This is a genomic window from Pseudomonas sp. Sample_23, assembly GCF_004307595.1.
Lineage (GTDB): Bacteria > Pseudomonadota > Gammaproteobacteria > Pseudomonadales > Pseudomonadaceae > Aquipseudomonas > Aquipseudomonas atacamensis.
Window position 1 is genome coordinate 1 of record NZ_RCNX01000013.1, and the last position, 17,435, is coordinate 17,435.

The following is a 17,435-nucleotide window of genomic DNA, read 5'->3' on the forward strand; positions in this document are numbered from 1 at the left end:
TCCCGGAGCGAAGGAACCCGAGCCTGCGAGGGCCGAACGCAGGAGCAAGCCTTTTCGGTTACCTTTTCGGCGTTTGGAAAAGGTGACTCGCCGTAAGGGCGAAACCGCCAGCCGCAGCACCCGCAGCAACGGATATTCACCCAAAACCCCAACAGCCTGGTCGGCCCAACGGCCGCCAAGAGCAAAACCGGCAGCCCATAAAAAAGCCCCCAAGGCCTACACCTCAGGGGCTTTCAGAAAAACACCTCAAACCTTAATGATGCTCCCGCGTCGCGCGGAATTTCACATCCGGCCAACGCTCTTCCATCAACGCCAGATTCACCCGCGTCGGCGCCAGGTAAGTCAGGTGACCACCGCCATCCAGCGCGAGGTTCTCCACCGCTTTGTTGGAGAATTCCTCAAGCTTCTTCTTGTCGTCACATTCGATCCAGCGCGCCGAATACACGGTGATCGGCTCATACGAGCACTCGACCTTGTATTCCTCTTTCAAACGGCTGGCGACCACATCGAACTGCAGCACACCGACGGCGCCAAGAATGATGTCGTTGCTGCGCTCGGGGAAGAACACCTGCGTCGCGCCCTCTTCCGCCAACTGCTGCAGGCCCTGACGCAACTGCTTGGACTTCAGCGGATCACGCAGACGCACGCGACGGAACAGTTCCGGGGCGAAGTGCGGAATGCCGGTGAAACCGAGGACTTCGCCTTCGCTGAAGGTGTCGCCGATCTGGATCGTGCCGTGGTTGTGCAGACCGATGATGTCGCCGGCGTAGGCCTCTTCCAGTTGCTCACGCTCGGAGGAGAAGAACGTCAGGGCGTCGCCGATGCGCACGTCCTTGCCGGTACGCACGTGGCGCATCTTCATGCCTTTTTCGTACTTGCCGGAGCAGATACGCATGAAGGCGATGCGGTCGCGGTGTTTCGGGTCCATGTTCGCCTGGATCTTGAAGATGAAGCCCGAGAACTTCTCTTCCACCGGCTCGACAGTACGCTCGTTGGCCACACGGGCCAGCGGACGCGGTGCCCAATCGACGACAGCATCGAGCACGTGGTCGACACCGAAGTTGCCCAGCGCGGTACCGAAGAACACCGGGGTCAACTGGCCGTCGAGGAATTCCTGCTGGTTGAATTCGTGGCAGGCGCCCTGCACCAGTTCCAGCTGTTCGATGAAGCGCTCGTATTCATCGCCCAAGTGCGCGCGCGCCTCGTCGGAGTCGAGTTTCTCGATGATCTTGGTTTCGGTGCGCTCGTGACCGTGACCGGCGGTGTAAACAATGATGTAGTCGTCGGCCAGGTGATACACGCCCTTGAAATCGCGGTAGCAACCGATCGGCCAGGTGATCGGCGCAGCCTTGATTTTCAGAACGGCTTCGATCTCGTCGAGCAGTTCGATCGGGTCGCGAATGTCACGGTCGAGTTTGTTGATGAAGCTGACGATCGGCGTGTCACGCAGACGGCAGACGTCCATCAGCGCAATGGTCCGTGGCTCTACACCTTTACCGCCGTCGAGGACCATCAGTGCCGAGTCCACCGCCGTCAGGGTGCGGTAGGTATCTTCGGAGAAGTCTTCGTGGCCCGGGGTGTCGAGCAGGTTGATCATGTGTTCGCGATAGGGGAACTGCATGACCGACGTGGTAATGGAAATACCCCGCTGTTTCTCCATCTCCATCCAGTCGGATGTCGCATGGCGATCGGATTTACGGGATTTCACCGTACCGGCCACTGCAATCGCCTTGCCCATCAACAGGAGCTTTTCGGTGATCGTGGTTTTACCGGCATCGGGGTGGGAAATAATGGCGAAAGTGCGGCGTTTCGCGACTTCGGCGGCCTGTTGGGTCATGGGAAATCGCCTGGCGGTGATTCAAAAAAGGGCCGCGATTATAGCCCAACTCGCTGCAATAACCGAACCGTTGAGCACATTAAGGGTGGCCAAATGCTGCCGCAGATGGGAACCTTTTAAAGCACGGAGACGTCCATCCCCTGTTACGAACTTTCGTCAGGGGCTGAAAAATCAGCAAGTTAGCCTGACGAGGCTGCGCTCATGGCTCGCTTTCAGACCGCTTTGCCGGCTCTGAAAAACGGCTACTTTTCGCGAACGACGCTCCCGGCAGCCAAGGCTTGGCATGCCACACGGGACTGCGCTCGCCGACTACAAAAAAAGGAGTCCGCCTGTGGCTATCCGCTATGGCAAAGGGCTGATGGGAGGTGCGGTGGTGATCGCGCTCCTGGCCCTGCTGGTCCACTGGATCGGCATCAACACGATCGAACACTACCGCGACGATTTGTTGTTTTACCTGCAAGCTCATCTGATTCTCGTCCTCGCCTCCATGCTGGCCGCCCTTGTCGTGGGCATCCCCGCCGGTATCTTCCTCAGCCGCCCGAGCATGGTCGGCCGCGCCGAACGCTTCATGCAGATCTTCAATATCGGCAACACCGTGCCACCGCTGGCCGTGCTCGCGATTGCGCTGGGCATCCTCGGCATCGGCAGTGGACCGGCGATCTTCGCCCTGTTCCTCGCCTCGCTGTTGCCGATCGTGCGCAACACCTATGAAGGCCTGAAAAATGTGCAGGGCTCGCTGAAGGAAGCCGCTGTCGGCATCGGCATGACCCCGCGCCAGGTGTTGTGGAAAGTCGAATTGCCCAACGCCGTGCCGATCATCGTCGGTGGCGTGCGGGTCGCACTGGCGATCAACGTCGGTACCGCGCCGCTGGCGTTCCTGATCGGCGCCAACAGCCTCGGCAGCCTGATCTTCCCCGGCATCGCCCTGAACAACCAGCCGCAACTGCTGCTCGGCGCCGCGTGCACCGCGCTGTTGGCCTTGCTGCTCGATGGCGTCGTCACCCTCGCCAGCCGTCTCTGGCTGGAACGCGGTTTGCGCCCGTCTTAAGGCTTTGCGAAGGAATATTTATGAAACGACTTAGCTTGATCTTAGGCTGCGTCCTGCTGTTCGCAGGAATCGCGCAAGCCGCTGAAAAACCGGTCATCCGCCTCGGCGCCCGGGTCTTCACAGAGCAGACCCTGCTCGCCGAAATCACCGCGCAATACCTGCGCAGCAAAGGCTACGACGCGCAGATCACCGGCGGTCTGGGCAGCAACCTCGCCCGCAGCGCCCACGAAAGTGGCCAATTGGACCTGCTCTGGGAATACACCGGCGTGTCGCTGGTGGCCTACAACCACGTCACAGAGAAACTCGACAGCGCGCAATCCTACGCCCGGGTCAAAGAACTCGACGCGAAAAAAGGCCTGGTCTGGCTGACGCCGTCGAAATTCAGCAACACCTATGCCCTCGCTTTGCCGAAAAAAGTCGCCGAGCAATACCCGCAGATCGGCAATATCAGCCAGCTCAACGAAGTGCTGCGCGCCGAGGCCAAGACCAACCATCTGGTAGCGCTGGATACCGAGTTCGCCAACCGTTCCGACGGTCTCGACGGCATGGTCAAGCTCTACGACATGAACCTGACCCGCAAGAACATCCGCCAGATGGATGCCGGCCTGGTCTACACCGCGCTGCGTAACGGTCAGGTGTTTGCCGGTCTGGTCTACACCACCGATGGCCGCCTCAATGCCTTCGGCCTGAAATTGCTGGAAGACGACAAGCATTACTTCCCCGACTACACCGCCGCTCCCGTGGTGCGTCAGGCCACGCTGGACGCCAACCCGAAACTGGCCGAACAACTCAAGCCGCTGGCCGAACTGTTCGACGACGAAACCATGCGCCAGCTCAACGCGCGGGTCGACGTCGATCATGAAAGCCCATCGTCCGTTGCCGCCGATTTCCTGCGCCAGCACCCATTGAATTAAGAGAGGAGAAGTCATGGAATTCCTGAACGCCTTTTCCCATCTCGACTGGCAGCAGGTGATGCACCTGACCTGGCAGCACATCACTCTGGTCGGCATCGCCGTGACCCTGGCGATCGTCATCGGCGTGCCGCTGGGCATCCTGATGACGCGCTTCCCCGCCCTCGCCGGCCCGCTGCAGGCCAGCGCCACGGTGCTGTTGACCGTGCCGTCGATTGCCCTGTTCGGTCTGCTGCTGCCGTTCTACTCCAAGTTCGGCCAGGGCCTCGGGCCGCTGCCGGCAATCACCGCCGTGTTCCTCTATTCGTTGCTGCCGATCATGCGCAACACCTACCTCGCCCTCACCGGCGTCGAGCCGGGCATCCGCGAAGCCGCGCGCGGCATCGGCATGACCTTCGGCCAGCGCCTGCGCATGGTTGAACTGCCGATCGCGGTGCCGGTGATTCTTGCTGGCGTGCGCACCGCCGTGGTGATGAACATCGGCGTGATGACCATCGCCGCGACCATCGGCGCCGGCGGCCTCGGTGTGCTGATCCTCGCCTCCATCAGCCGCAGTGACATGTCGATGCTTATCGTCGGCGCGCTGCTGGTCAGTCTTCTGGCGATTTTCGCCGACCTCGTTTTGCAGTGGCTGCAACGCTCGCTGACTCCAAAAGGACTCCTGAAATGATCGAACTTCAAAACCTCAGCAAAACTTTCCAAAGCAACGGCAAAGATGTCAAAGCCGTGGACTCGGTGAGCCTGACCGTCAATGAAGGCGAGATCTGCGTGTTCCTCGGGCCATCGGGTTGCGGCAAAAGCACCACGCTGAAAATGATCAACCGCCTGATCAAACCGACCTCGGGCAAGATCCTCATCAACGGCGAAGACACCACCGATCTCGACGAGGTGACCCTGCGCCGCAACATCGGCTACGTAATCCAGCAGATCGGTCTGTTCCCGAACATGACCATCGAAGAGAACATCGTCGTGGTGCCGAAACTGCTCGGCTGGGACAAACAGAAATGCCACGACCGCGCCCGCGAACTGATGAGCATGATCAAGCTTGAGCCCAAGCAGTATCTGCATCGCTACCCGCGTGAATTGTCCGGTGGTCAGCAACAGCGTATCGGCGTGATTCGTGCGCTTGCAGCTGACGCCCCACTGCTGTTGATGGACGAGCCGTTCGGCGCGGTCGACCCGATCAACCGAGAGATGATCCAGAACGAATTCTTCGAGATGCAGCGCGCGCTGAACAAGACCGTGATCATGGTCAGCCACGACATCGACGAAGCGATCAAGCTGGGCGACAAGATCGCCATTTTCCGCGCCGGCAAGCTGCTGCAGATCGACCATCCGGACACCCTGCTGGCGCATCCGGCGGATGATTTCGTCAGCAACTTCGTCGGCCAGGACAGCACGCTCAAACGCTTGCTGTTGGTGAAGGCCGAAGACGCGGCGGACAACGCGCCGTCGGTGAGCCCGGAAACGCCAGTGGCCGATGCGCTGGAATTGATGGACGAGCACGACCGTCGCTACGTCGTGGTCACCTGCGCCGAGAACAAGGCGCTGGGTTACGTGCGCCGTCGCGACCTGCATCGCCAGACCGGCACCTGCGCGCAATTCCTGCGTGAGTTCAACGCCACCGCAGCGTACGACGAGCACCTGCGCATCCTGCTGTCGCGCATGTACGAGTTCAACCGCGCCTGGCTGCCGGTGATGGATGCCGAACGAGTGTTCCTTGGCGAGGTGACGCAGGAATCGATCGCGGCGTACCTGAGCTCGGGACGTTCGCGGGGAATGAAGACCAGTATCGTCTCGCCGGCTGAGACGGTGGTCGCATAATCCGTCTGCGTGGTTGAAACCCGATCCCTGTGGGAGCGAGCCTGCTCGCGAAAGCGCAATATCAGTCGACGCTGATGGCGGCTGTGAAAATGCCTTCGCGAGCAGGCTCGCTCCCACAGGCTCTACGCAATTTTGTTGATCTTCACTGGGTGACAAAGAATCTCAACAGCCTCTCCCGCAAGAGCGTCATCAATTCAGCTTCTTCAAGGCCCAAATCCCCCCTCAATACCCTCTCTCGACGCCAACGTCGCCGATGTTGCCGCTATCACACTTACCCGCGATCTAGCCGACAAAAGCCCCGAACGTGCAGATATGTTTAACACTCGAAAATTCGCCGGGAACATCTGCCCGTCATCTCGGTCGGGTAGAAGGAGTGATGAACGCGACGCACGTCAGAAGCGTGCAAAAACGCGACATTTTTAGTTGATCTCGCGCCCCTCACGCCCTAAAGTTCGCGCCGAACGTCCATGCTGGAAACGATCCATCCGGCTCAAGTACTGACGACGAGACAGCGAGGCCAAGGGACAGCTGCACATCCCCAGGCCTTTTTGCTTTCGGCGACATGCCTTGGGAAGTAGGCGAACCAAAGTGGGGATACGGAGGGCGTTCATGCACCCATTGATTAACTTAGTTTGCCAGCAGGAGTTCCCAGCATGTCGATCCAGGTCGAAGACTATTTCGCGCGCGCTACATTCGACAAAATGAAGGCGTTCGCCGACAAACAGGAAACCCCGTTCGTGGTGATCGACACCGCGATGATCGCCCAGGCCTACGATGACCTGCGCGCCGGTTTCGAATTCGCCAAGGTCTACTACGCGGTCAAGGCCAACCCGGCCGTCGAGATCATCGACCTGCTCAAAGACAAGGGTTCGAGCTTCGACATTGCCTCCATCTACGAGCTGGACAAGGTCATGGATCGCGGCGTCAGCCCGGACCGTATCAGCTACGGCAACACCATCAAGAAATCCAAGGACATCCGCTACTTCTATGAGAAGGGCGTGCGTCTGTTCTCCACCGACTCCGAAGCCGACCTGCGCAACATCGCCAAGGCTGCACCGGGTTCGAAAGTCTATGTGCGCATCCTCACTGAAGGTTCGACCACGGCTGACTGGCCACTGTCGCGCAAGTTCGGCTGCCAGACCGACATGGCCATGGACCTGCTGATCCTCGCCCGCGACCTGGGTCTGGTGCCGTACGGCATCTCGTTCCACGTCGGCTCGCAACAACGCGACATCAGCGTCTGGGACGCGGCGATCGCCAAGGTCAAAGTGATCTTCGAACGCTTGAAAGAAGAAGACGGCATCCACCTCAAGCTGATCAACATGGGCGGCGGCTTCCCGGCCAACTACATCACCCGCACCAACAGCCTGGAAACCTACGCCGAAGAAATCATCCGCTTCCTCAAGGAAGATTTCGGTGATGACCTGCCGGAAATCATCCTCGAGCCGGGCCGTTCGCTGATTGCCAACGCCGGTATCCTGGTCAGCGAAGTGGTACTGGTTGCGCGCAAGTCGCGCACTGCTGTCGAGCGTTGGGTTTACACGGATGTGGGCAAGTTCTCCGGCCTGATCGAAACCATGGACGAAGCGATCAAGTTCCCGATCTGGACCGAGAAGAAAGGCGAGATGGAAGAAGTCGTGATCGCCGGCCCGACCTGCGACAGCGCCGACATCATGTACGAGAACTACAAATACGGTTTGCCGCTGAATTTGGCAATCGGTGATCGTCTGTATTGGTTGTCGACGGGTGCTTACACCACCAGTTATAGCGCCGTTGAATTCAATGGCTTTCCGCCCTTGAAGTCATATTACGTATAATAATTGGCAACTCCAAAAAAACCCGTGCCCAGGCACGGGTTTTTATTTAGATATTGGCACCACAACCATACACCAACAACAAGTTACATAGAAAACATATACCTCGCACATAAAACAACTCTAACCTACGAACTCGACGCCACTTAAAAAGGATTAAAAAGTGCAAGCGAGTTCAACCAAATCAGTCACAAAAAATGATATAAAGAAAATCAAGGACTACATCTTGACCGCGCAATCGCTACCCCGCACGATCGCGGATGTAGAAACGCAGTTACAGGCAAAAAAGACCGGCATTGTCGGGCTTGAGCCAATTGATATTGTCGAACTGAACCATAAGGTCATCAACAACGCCAACTCTTGGAGTGATATCGAATACTCCATGAAGCGCGTCGGTGGCAGCCTGGCAACCTTCTCGGAAGATCTGGAAAACTTTGGCCAGGAAATAATCGATGCCATCACAACGATGCCCGGTTACTTGAATTACCTTGGTACCATCAGCACGCTCACCGAGGATGAAATAAACAGCCTGCCACCATTGGAAATAGGCACGGCTGAGAAAAACCGATTTGCCTCGATTCAGGAGTCGCTGGTATTTATCGCCGATTCTATTGATGAGAAAAAGATCAACAGCCAGGACGTGATGATGCGCCTGCAGTACTTCAAGGCCGAACTCAACAATACCGTCGCTCCCGGCATCGGCAGCAAGATGAAACTGGCTAACAATAACGAGATCAATCGTCAGATCACCGATTTGAACCTGGCCATTGATAAAGCTCAAGCGCGCCTCGATGAGAAGATTCGAGAGGCCGAACCCAATTTCTTCGAGCACTTCCTGGCTTTTATGAGTCCATATCCGCAGGGTGTTTATCAAACGCTGGAATTATTCGAGATTAAAAACATTGCGCCGTTGCGCGAGCAACGCGACCAACTGGTGGAGCAGGTTAAACAAAAAAACATTCTCGCCGGCACTCTTCTGCAGTTGCACACAGACCTTGACAGTCTTTTAATTTATGTTGACGGCGCCATCCAAAGCACCTCGCAACTTGAAACAATCTGGGTGTCAATCTCCGAATACATCGACGCTTCAAAAAACAAAGTAATGGGCATGCATGACTTCCTCACGCTCAGAGCCTTCGTTTCAAGTTTGCGTGTTGTCTTGAAAAACTGGAAGACCATCCAAACCAATTCGAATGCACTGATCGCCGCATTCGACTGACATTTATAAAAAACAACGAAAAGGATATTCTTATGACACTAGCGAGTTACCAACTCCCCGATCTAGCCACAATTCACGACAGTCGTGAAGCCATCCGATATCAAGCGATTGTGGGCTCCGCCAATTTGTACATCAAAGCCTTGGGCGACGAGCTGCTTGGCCTCAACGCAGCCGTTGGCCAAGCCGATCAACTGGCCGCCAACGCCATAACCAGCGCTATCGTCGCACTGGAAACCGATGATCTGCGCGAGAACCTGCAAGCCCTGACAGCGTTGATGGCGCGTCAAGCAGACACCCAGAACGATGAAGCCATCAAGGTCTACTCGACAATCTCCAGCCAACTGATGGACTTGTGCACTGACCAGATTTCGCAATTGCACGCAAAACTCGAAGACGGTGTCTACAACGTCCAGAGCGCAAACATCAGCAACAATCGTTTCCGACTCGCGGAACTTGCCGACGCCAAAGTCGAACTGGAGCAGCAACTCATCACCGAGCAAGCGCCCATTGTTGAACTGAATGCTGATTTGCTCGTGTTGAACAACGCGATCAATGAGTTCGAGAAGCTGACCATTATCGACCGCCTGAAACCACTGCTGGATCAATTGAAGACCTTGCTTGGCAATAACACACCGACGCCGCAAAGCGCCGCGATGGAAGCAGGGATCATTGTTGCCAACAAATTTCTGGACGAGGCCAACGAGCTGATCAAATACCAGAGCCTGACCAAAGCCCGGGACGTCATTCAGAACCGCATCTCGCAACGTGAGGAACGCGTGTCGTCTCTGACAAGCCAGTTGCGTGAAAACGACAACAGAACCCGGCAATTGAATGACGCGCAAAAAGTCATTCCCCACCGACAGACTTATGTCAGTGAAACCAACAAACTGGTCGACGCGCTGAATGCCTTTGCCGATACGATCATGGATGGCCCACGCGATGACATCCTGGCACGCGGTGAACTCGTGCTCAAAAACAGCCAGGCACTGCGCAGCTATATGAACAAGCTTCAGGGACGCTGGCTACGCGGTTAATCGCCATCCGTTGCCCTTCATCGCAGATGAGGGGCAACGGTCCGGGCACCCAATAATGTCATTCGCTGACGGTAGGCCTGAGCCATGCTGCGGATGTCCGGATGCGGGGAGGCCAGCAGTGACTCACTGCTGACACGAAGAAAAGCCAGATTGCCTTTGCTCATTGCTTCACCCAGCCAATTGAGGGCCTCTTCGATCCGCCCCTCACCCGCCAACACCGCCGCAAAACTGAACTGCCCGCGAAAATCCCCAGCCTCAGCCGAACGCCGATACCACTCACGCGCCGCCAAAGGATCCGCCGGGCACAGCAGCCCTTCCTCCAGATAGCGCCCCAGCAGATTCATCGATTTCGCATGACCCAGTTCAGCCGCGCGCCGATACAACGCCAGCGCCTGCAGATGATCAACCGCCACCCCGCGCCCGGTCGCCAGCAGATTGGCGAGGTTGTACATCGCCCAATCCAGTCCGGCCTCCGCTGCGATCCGATAATGCTGCGCAGCAATCGACGCATCCGCAGCAATGCCCCAACCCTGCTCATGACAACGGCCGAGCATATTGCGCGCCATCAGATGCCCGCGCCCGGCAGCGATGCCGAACCAGCGCAGCGCCAGCGCTTGATCCTGGGCGATGCCCTGGCCGTCGAGCAGGATTTGCCCAAGCAACGCCTGCGCTTCAACTTCGCCCTCACCCGCTGCCAGCAAAATCGCCTGCGCAGCACGGGCCGGACTTTCGCCGAGCATGGCACTGAGTTGTTCGCCGCTGAGGATTTCCTCGCGACGCAGTTGAAAACTCATACCTCGACCCAGCGCCGCAGCAAGTTGTGATATGTGCCGGTGAGGCGGATCAGCGATGGGTGATCTGGCATGTCCTGCGTGAGTTGCTGAATCGCGTCGTCCATCTCGAACAACAACGCGCGCTGACTGTCTTCGCGCACCAGACTTTGCGTCCAGAAGAACGAGGCATAACGCGCACCACGTGTAACCGCATTGACCTTGTGCAAACTGGTGCCCGGATACAACACCATGTCGCCGGCTGGCAGCTTCACGCGCTGGGTGCCGTAGGTGTCCTGAATCTCCAGTTCGCCGCCGTCGTAATCTTCCGGTTCGCTGAAAAACAGCGTCGCCGACAAATCGGTGCGCACCCGCTCGATGCTGCCCTTGGGCTGGCGCACGGCGTTGTCGATGTGGAAATCAAAACTGCCGCCGGCCGTGTAGCAGTTCACTAGCGGTGGGAAGACTTTGTGTGGCAGTGCGGCAGACATGAACAGCGGATTTTTCCACAACCGCTCCAGCATCGCCGCGCCGATTTCCTTCGCCAGTGGGTTGCCTTCGGGCAATTGCAGATTGTGCTTGGCCTTGGCCGACTGGAAGCCGGCGGTAATCTTGCCGTCGGCCCAATCCGCTTGCTCCAGGGCCTGGCGGATGCGCTGCACTTCGTCTTTTGCGAACAGCCCGGGAATGTGCAGCAGCATGGCGATGTCACCTGATGGCAAGAAGGCGGCAATGGTATTGATTCTTATTGACTGTGTAAAACCCCCAAGACGGATGAACAAGCAGAAACCGTAAGGGCAAATTGTAAAGAATGTAAATTCAATGCGAATAACAATGTTTCGCAATTGATACGAATACCTGTTTACCCTATATTCCGCCGCCTCAAATCCTTGGGGAGGGGAATAAAAATGGCACGTCAACACGCACAATTACCGGTCAGTTCACCACGTCTGCTCGCCTCGGCAATCGGTGTCGCAATCACCGCCGGCTCCGCTGGGCAGATGGTCTTCGCGGCGGAAAAAACCGACAGCAAAGCGTCCGGCAACGCCATCGCCCTGGACGCCACCGCCATCACCGGCGAAGCCCAGGACTCGACCTCCTATCAGGTCGAAAAAGCCTCCTCGCCCAAGTACACCGCGCCGCTGGTCGACACCCCGCGCTCGGTCACCGTCATCCCGCAACAAGTGCTCAAGGACACCGGCGCGCTGAACATGCAGGACGCGCTGCGCACCGTGCCGGGCATCACCTTCGGCGCCGGTGAAGGCGGCAACCCGCAGGGCGACCGTCCATTCATTCGCGGCTTCGATGCTCAGGGTGACACTTACCTGGACGGCGTGCGCGACACCGGTTCGCAGAGCCGCGAGATCTTCGCTGTGGAAAACATCGAAGTCAGCAAAGGCCCGAACTCGGCGATTGGCGGTCGCGGCGCAGCCGGCGGCAGCATTAATCTGGTGAGCAAGAAAGCCCATCTGGGCAACTCCTTCGACGGCGGCTTCACCTACGGCTCCGACCAGACCCAGCGCTACACCCTCGACGGCAATTACCAGTTCAGCGACAGCGCTGCCGGCCGTCTCAACCTGATGAGCCACGAGAGCAACGTCGCCGGTCGCGACAAGGTCGATTACGACCGCTGGGGTATCGCACCATCGCTGGCCTTCGGTCTGGGCACTGACACCCGCGTCAACCTCGACTACTACCATCTGGAAAGCAACGACACCCCGGACTCGGGCATTCCGTACACCATTCCAACCGGTGGTTCGGCCGCACGCACCAAGTCCAACCCGGACAAGCCGTACGCCGGTGGCGATCACGACAACTTCTACGGTCTGGATCGCGATTTCCGCAAGGGCCGCACCGACACCGCGACCTTCGCCATCGAGCACGACCTGAACGATGCGCTGACCATCAAGAACACCCTGCGCCACGGCAGCAGCATGCAGGATTACATCCTCACCCAGCCGGACGACAGCAAGGGCAACGTCAACAACGGCAGCGTCTGGCGTCGGGCCAACACGCGGGTGAGCAACACCGAAACCACCACCAACCAGACCGACCTGTTCGGCACCTTCTATGTGGGCGGTTTCAAGAACAGCTTCTCCACCGGTGTCGAATACACCCGCGAGCAGAGCGAGAAATCCTCGTACAACGTCAACACCGACACCACGCCGCGTACGACCAATGTGCCTTCCAGCAGCAACTGCACACCGGCGATGATTGGTGCCTCGAGCAATTACAACTGCACCTCGCTGTCGAACCCGAACCCGAACGATCCGTGGAACGGTGCGATCTCGCGCAACTACGCCGGCACCGACACCCAGGCCGACACCTACGCACTGTACGTGTTCGACACGCTGGAGTTGTCCGAGCAATGGCTGGTGAACATGGGCCTGCGCTACGACCACTTCGACACCGACTACAAAACCTACAACGCCGCAGGGACCACCACCTCCAAGGGTGATGACACCAGCGAATTCGTCACCGGCCAGTTCGGCGTGGTCTACAAGCCGGCGGAAAACGGCAGCATCTACGCCTCCTACGCGACCTCGGCGACGCCGCCGGGCAACACTTTGGGCGAAGGCCAGGAAGGCAACCCGCTGGGCGGCACCCCGGATCGCAGCGGCAACCTGCTGAGCAGCGACATGGAGCCGGAAACCACCAAGAACTACGAAATCGGCACCAAGTGGGATCTGCTCAATGATCGCCTGTCGCTGACCGCCGACATCTTCCGCACCGAGAAGGAAAACGCTCGCGTGCAGGTCGACACCAGTTCGTACGAGAACGCCGGCAAGACCCGCGTGCAAGGCTTCGAACTGTCGGCCAGCGGCAAGATCACCGACAAGTGGCAGGTGTTCGCCGGTTACGCCTTCATGGACAGCGAACAGGTTGACGGTGGCCCGCTGGGTCGCGCCAACGACGGCAACGATCTGCCGAACACACCGAAAAACAGCGCCAGCCTGTGGACCACGTATCAGGTCACGCCGAAGCTGACGATCGGTGGTGGCGCGTTCTACGTCGACGACGTCTACGGCAGTGTCGCCAATACAACGATGGTCGATTCGTACGTGCGTTACGACGCGATGGCGGCCTACAAGCTGACCAAGAACGTCGACCTGCAACTCAACGTGCAGAACCTGACCGACGAAACCTATTACGACAAAGCCTTCTCGACCCACTTCGCCAACCAGGCGGCGGGCCGCACGGCGCTGTTGAGCACCAATTTCCACTTCTGACCGATGTGAAAACCTGTGGGAGCGAGCCTGCTCGCGAAGGCAATCTTTCAGCAACATCGATGCTGACTGACACACCGCTTTCGCGAGCAGGCTCGCTCCCACAGGGAATGTGCCGCGAGGCTCGGCCCCGTTCATTCAGTTGAACGGGGCTTTTGTGTGTTACGCAAAACGCTTCTTGATAACCCACGGCATAATGCGCGCCGTGATGACAATTTCCGAACGGACGGCGAGTGACGTGTTGAAGAAAACCCTGTTCCAGTTGCACTGGTTTTTTGGCATCACCGCAGGGCTGGTGCTGGCTCTGATGGGCATCACCGGCGCGGCCTATTCGTTTCAGGACGAGATCCTGCGCGCGCTGAATCCGTCCGTTCTGCAGGTGGAAAAACATGTCGCTGGAGTGCTGCCGCCAGTTGAACTGGTGGAACGCATCGAAGCCGCGTCCGGCAAGAAAGTCGCGATGCTCTGGGTCGAGACCGACAGCGGTCACGCCGCACGGGTATTCTTCACTCCGCCCAAGGGCGAACGGCGTGGCGAAATGCGCTACTTCGATCCGTACACCGCCGAGTTCAAGGGCGATGCCACCGGTCAGGATTTCTTCGGCCTGATGCTGCAACTGCACCGCTTCCTCGCCATGGGCGACACCGGGCGCAACATCACCGGCGCCTGCACCTTGATGCTGTTGTTCTTCTGTCTCTCTGGCCTGTATTTGCGTTGGCCGCGCCAATGGAACAGCTGGCGCGTGTGGTTGACCCTGGACTGGAAAAAGAAGGGCCGTGCGTTCAATTGGGATCTGCACTCGGTGGCCGGCACCTGGTGCCTTTTGGTTTATCTGCTGCTGGCGTTGACCGGTTTGTCATGGTCGTACGAGTGGTACAACAAAGGCCTGACCCGACTGCTTTCCGACGCGCCGCAAAACGAACGCGTACGCGGCGGTCGCGGCCCGGCGCCGGAAGGCCCGGCACCGACCGCCGACTACGCGGCGATGTGGAGCAGCATCTACAGCGCTGCCGGCCCGGGTCTGGCCGCGTACAACATTCGCATGCCGGCGGTTGCCGGCCAGCCGGCGACGGTGTTCTACCTGCTCGACAGCTCGCCCCATGACCGCGCGCTGAACCAGATCACCCTCGACCCGGCCACCGGCGTAGTCAAACGCGTCGACCGCTATGCCGACAAGAGCTTCAAGGCCCAACTGCTGACCAGCATTTATGCGCTGCACGTCGGCAGCTATTTTGGCCTCGTCGGGCGCATCATCGTGACGATTGCGGCGGTGTGCATGCCGCTGTTTTTCATCACTGGCTGGCTGCTGTATCTGGATCGTCGGCGCAAGAAAAAGCAGATCAAGGATGCCCGCCAAGGTCTCGCACAACCGTCCGCCGATGCTTCGGCATGGCTGATCGGTTTCGCCAGCCAGAGCGGTTTCGCCGAACAACTGGCTTGGCAGACCGCCGGACAATTGCAGGCCGCCGGATTGCCGGTCAACGTGCAGCCGCTGGCCAATCTGAGCGAACAGGATCTGCGTGAGTCGAACAACGCATTGTTCGTGGTCAGCACCTTCGGCGACGGCGAAGCGCCGGACAGCGCCCGTGGTTTCGAGCGCAAAGTGCTGGCCAAGGCCTCGACACTCGACAGCCTCAACTACGCCGTGCTCGGCCTTGGCGATCGGCAGTACGCGCACTTCTGCGGCTTCGCCAAGCGCTTGCATCAATGGCTCGGCGAGCACGGCGGCAAGACCTTGTTCGCCCCGGTGGAGGTCGACAGCGGCGATCCTTACGCGCTGCGTCACTGGCAAACCCAACTCGGCCAGCTCACCGGACAGGCGCCGAGCGAAACCTGGCAAGCACCGAGCTACGACAACTGGACGCTGGTCCGGCGGGAACTGATGAACCCCGACAGCAGCGGCGCGCCGGTCTACCTGCTCGGCCTCAAAGCCCCGGACACCCGCAGTTGGCTGGCCGGTGACCTGGTCGAAGTGCTGCCACGCAACTGCCCGTGGGCCATCGAACATTTCCTCGACGGCCTCGGCATCCGTGGCGAAACTCAGGTGAAGGTCAACGGCATCGACGAGCCGCTGGAGGTTGCCCTCGCCTCACGCCAACTGCCCGAACACCGCGCACATCTGGTCGGTTTGCATGCGCAGTCGCTGGTCGACGCGATGGTGCCGCTGGCGATGCGCGAATACTCGATCGCCTCGATTGCCGCTGACGGCGTGCTGGAACTGATCGTGCGCCAGGAACAGCACAACGACGGCAGCCTCGGCATCGGCTCCGGCTGGCTCACCGAACACGCGCCAGTGGGCGGCAGCATCAGCCTGCGCGTGCGGCGCAACAGCGGTTTCCATCTGCCGAACGAACCCGTGCCGATGATCCTGCTGGGCAACGGCACCGGCCTGGCCGGCCTGCGCAGCCTGCTCAAGGCACGCATTGCCGATGGTCAGCAACGGCAGTGGCTGCTGTTCGGCGAGCGCAACCGCGAGCACGACTTCCTCTGCCGCGCCGAGCTGGAGGAATGGCTGGTCAATGGTGATCTGGCGCGGCTGGATCTGGCGTTTTCCCGCGATCAGGCTGAGAAGATTTATGTGCAGGATCGCTTGCGTGAGTCGGCGGATGAATTGAAGAAGTGGTTGGCAGATGGTGCCGTCATCTATATCTGCGGCAGCCTTCAAGGTATGGCCTCAGGCGTAGACCAGGCCCTCAAGGATATCCTCGGCAGCGCCGAAGTCGAACGCCTGATCGAACAGGGCCGCTATCGCCGGGACGTTTACTAACGCCTGCGAAAAGCCCCTCACCCTAGCCCTCTCCCAATGGGAGAGGGGACCGATTGGGGGATGCTGGAGATCGACGCCGACCTGAGCGTTCTTCACTGAATCCATAGCCATAATCACCTCGGTCGGCTCCCTCTCCTCCTGGGAGAGAGCTGGGCGGGCCGCGTTCCGATGAGGGAAATGGGCTACTGTTAAATCTCCACTCAACTTCACAAGGACCGTGAAGGCATGCCAAGCCGCCCTACCCTCGCCCAATTCGCCCGCCACTTACGCACCAACCAGACAGATTGCGAACACCTGCTCTGGCAGCGCCTGCGTTCCCGGCAAATCGCCAACCTTAAATTTCGCCGACAGTTTCCATGTCCGCCGTTTGTGCTGGATTTCTATTGTGTGGAGTTGAGGTTGGCGATTGAGCTGGATGGTGGCCAGCACTATGAGACGGCCGGGGTGCTTCACGATCGGCGCCGGTCGAACTTCCTGTCTCAACAAGGCATTGAAGTCGTGCGATTCAGCAATCTTGAGGTGCTTCAGCAGATGGATGATGTATTGGAGCAGATCATCAGAATTGCGGCAGAGCGGAAAATGCCCTCACCCTAGCCCTCTCCCAGAGGGAGAGGGGACTGATTGGGGGATGCTCGAGATCGACGCCGACCTGAGCGTTCTTCACTGAATCCATAGCCATAATCACCTGAGTTTTCCAGGTCGATGCATAGCGCAAGACACCTCAGTCCCCTCTCCCTCCCAGAGGGAGAGGGGACTGATTGGGGGATGCTTGAGATCGACGCCAGCCTGAGCGCTCTTCACTGAATCCAAAGCCACAATCACCTCGGTCTACCAGGTCGATGCATGACGCAAGACACCTCGGTCGGCCCTCTCCCTCCCAGAGGGCGAGGTGACTGATTGGGGGATGCTTGAAATCGACGCCGACCTGAGCGTTCTTCACTGAATCCAAAGCCACAATCACCTCGGTCTTCCAGGTCGATGCAT

At 58.8% G+C, this 17,435-nt stretch carries 13 protein-coding genes; 10 read left to right on the forward strand and 3 right to left on the reverse strand.

Going from position 1 to position 17,435, the window contains the following annotated elements; translation table 11 throughout:
• Positions 1 to 253: 253 nt before the first annotated feature.
• The gene (locus D8U82_RS03055; RefSeq protein ID WP_016771727.1) at positions 254 to 1,837 is read right to left on the reverse strand and encodes a peptide chain release factor 3; all 1,584 of its coding nucleotides are present in this window, start codon (positions 1,835 to 1,837) and stop codon (positions 254 to 256) included.
• A 358-nt stretch (positions 1,838 to 2,195) separates the two neighbouring features.
• On the opposite strand from D8U82_RS03055, the gene D8U82_RS03060 reads away from it, so the two are divergent.
• The 7 genes from D8U82_RS03060 (at position 2,196) to D8U82_RS03090 (ending at position 9,687) form a co-directional block, all read left to right on the forward strand.
• Positions 2,196 to 2,885 carry an ABC transporter permease gene (locus D8U82_RS03060; protein ID WP_166554532.1) on the forward strand — a complete coding sequence of 230 codons (690 nt, stop codon included), beginning with the start codon at positions 2,196 to 2,198 and terminating at the stop codon, positions 2,883 to 2,885.
• Between the two features lie 20 nt (positions 2,886 to 2,905).
• Positions 2,906 to 3,799, forward strand: a complete 894-nt coding sequence (locus tag D8U82_RS03065; RefSeq protein WP_016771730.1) for a glycine betaine ABC transporter substrate-binding protein — start codon at positions 2,906 to 2,908, stop codon at positions 3,797 to 3,799.
• Positions 3,800 to 3,812: 13 nt separating this feature from the next.
• Complete coding sequence (locus D8U82_RS03070; protein WP_016771731.1) at positions 3,813 to 4,466, forward strand: ABC transporter permease; 654 nt, start codon at positions 3,813 to 3,815, stop codon at positions 4,464 to 4,466.
• A complete protein-coding gene (locus D8U82_RS03075) occupies positions 4,463 to 5,620 on the forward strand; it encodes an ABC transporter ATP-binding protein (RefSeq protein WP_016771732.1) in 1,158 nt (385 codons plus the stop codon). The genes D8U82_RS03070 and D8U82_RS03075 overlap by 4 nt, the downstream gene beginning before the upstream one ends.
• 653 nt (positions 5,621 to 6,273) lie before the next feature.
• Entirely contained in the window at positions 6,274 to 7,437 is a 1,164-nt protein-coding gene (locus D8U82_RS03080) for a type III PLP-dependent enzyme (protein ID WP_123443380.1), read from the forward strand.
• Between the two features lie 160 nt (positions 7,438 to 7,597).
• Complete coding sequence (locus D8U82_RS03085) at positions 7,598 to 8,653, forward strand: alpha-xenorhabdolysin family binary toxin subunit A (protein WP_125927187.1); 1,056 nt, start codon at positions 7,598 to 7,600, stop codon at positions 8,651 to 8,653.
• A gap of 32 nt (positions 8,654 to 8,685) precedes the next feature.
• The gene (locus tag D8U82_RS03090; protein ID WP_130901640.1) at positions 8,686 to 9,687 is read left to right on the forward strand and encodes an alpha-xenorhabdolysin family binary toxin subunit B; all 1,002 of its coding nucleotides are present in this window, start codon (positions 8,686 to 8,688) and stop codon (positions 9,685 to 9,687) included.
• A 17-nt stretch (positions 9,688 to 9,704) separates the two neighbouring features.
• Here D8U82_RS03090 and D8U82_RS03095 read toward each other — a convergent pair whose 3' ends face one another.
• Both D8U82_RS03095 and D8U82_RS03100 read right to left on the reverse strand, forming a co-directional pair.
• A complete protein-coding gene (locus D8U82_RS03095) occupies positions 9,705 to 10,481 on the reverse strand; it encodes a tetratricopeptide repeat protein (protein ID WP_130887764.1) in 777 nt (258 codons plus the stop codon).
• Positions 10,478 to 11,158 (reverse strand): Fe2+-dependent dioxygenase, encoded by a 681-nt coding sequence (locus D8U82_RS03100; RefSeq protein WP_130901641.1) that lies wholly within the window; start codon positions 11,156 to 11,158, stop codon positions 10,478 to 10,480. The genes D8U82_RS03095 and D8U82_RS03100 overlap by 4 nt, the downstream gene beginning before the upstream one ends.
• A gap of 207 nt (positions 11,159 to 11,365) precedes the next feature.
• Between D8U82_RS03100 and D8U82_RS03105 the strand changes: the two genes are divergently transcribed.
• From D8U82_RS03105 to D8U82_RS03115, 3 genes are all read left to right on the forward strand, one after another.
• Positions 11,366 to 13,687: a TonB-dependent siderophore receptor gene (locus D8U82_RS03105; protein WP_130901642.1), complete on the forward strand. Its 2,322-nt coding sequence runs from the start codon at positions 11,366 to 11,368 to the stop codon at positions 13,685 to 13,687.
• A 235-nt stretch (positions 13,688 to 13,922) separates the two neighbouring features.
• Positions 13,923 to 16,451, forward strand: a complete 2,529-nt coding sequence (locus tag D8U82_RS03110; protein WP_130901654.1) for a sulfite reductase flavoprotein subunit alpha — start codon at positions 13,923 to 13,925, stop codon at positions 16,449 to 16,451.
• Between the two features lie 225 nt (positions 16,452 to 16,676).
• On the forward strand, positions 16,677 to 17,045 hold the full coding sequence (locus tag D8U82_RS03115) for an endonuclease domain-containing protein (protein ID WP_024011583.1): 369 nt from the start codon (positions 16,677 to 16,679) through the stop codon (positions 17,043 to 17,045).
• Positions 17,046 to 17,435 lie beyond the last annotated feature (390 nt).

What these genes read in the sequence shown, in the direction of transcription:
- D8U82_RS03095 (WP_130887764.1), bottom strand. Translation starts at nt 10,481, where the DNA reads ATGAGTTTTCAACTGCGTCGCGAGGAAATCCTCAGCGGCGAACAACTC.
- D8U82_RS03100 (WP_130901641.1), bottom strand. Translation starts at nt 11,158, where the DNA reads ATGCTGCTGCACATTCCCGGGCTGTTCGCAAAAGACGAAGTGCAGCGC.
- D8U82_RS03070 (WP_016771731.1), top strand. Translation starts at nt 3,813, where the DNA reads ATGGAATTCCTGAACGCCTTTTCCCATCTCGACTGGCAGCAGGTGATG.
- D8U82_RS03055 (WP_016771727.1), bottom strand. Translation starts at nt 1,837, where the DNA reads ATGACCCAACAGGCCGCCGAAGTCGCGAAACGCCGCACTTTCGCCATT.
- D8U82_RS03090 (WP_130901640.1), top strand. Translation starts at nt 8,686, where the DNA reads ATGACACTAGCGAGTTACCAACTCCCCGATCTAGCCACAATTCACGAC.
- D8U82_RS03080 (WP_123443380.1), top strand. Translation starts at nt 6,274, where the DNA reads ATGTCGATCCAGGTCGAAGACTATTTCGCGCGCGCTACATTCGACAAA.
- D8U82_RS03105 (WP_130901642.1), top strand. Translation starts at nt 11,366, where the DNA reads ATGGCACGTCAACACGCACAATTACCGGTCAGTTCACCACGTCTGCTC.
- D8U82_RS03060 (WP_166554532.1), top strand. Translation starts at nt 2,196, where the DNA reads ATGGGAGGTGCGGTGGTGATCGCGCTCCTGGCCCTGCTGGTCCACTGG.
- D8U82_RS03075 (WP_016771732.1), top strand. Translation starts at nt 4,463, where the DNA reads ATGATCGAACTTCAAAACCTCAGCAAAACTTTCCAAAGCAACGGCAAA.
- D8U82_RS03065 (WP_016771730.1), top strand. Translation starts at nt 2,906, where the DNA reads ATGAAACGACTTAGCTTGATCTTAGGCTGCGTCCTGCTGTTCGCAGGA.
- D8U82_RS03115 (WP_024011583.1), top strand. Translation starts at nt 16,677, where the DNA reads ATGCCAAGCCGCCCTACCCTCGCCCAATTCGCCCGCCACTTACGCACC.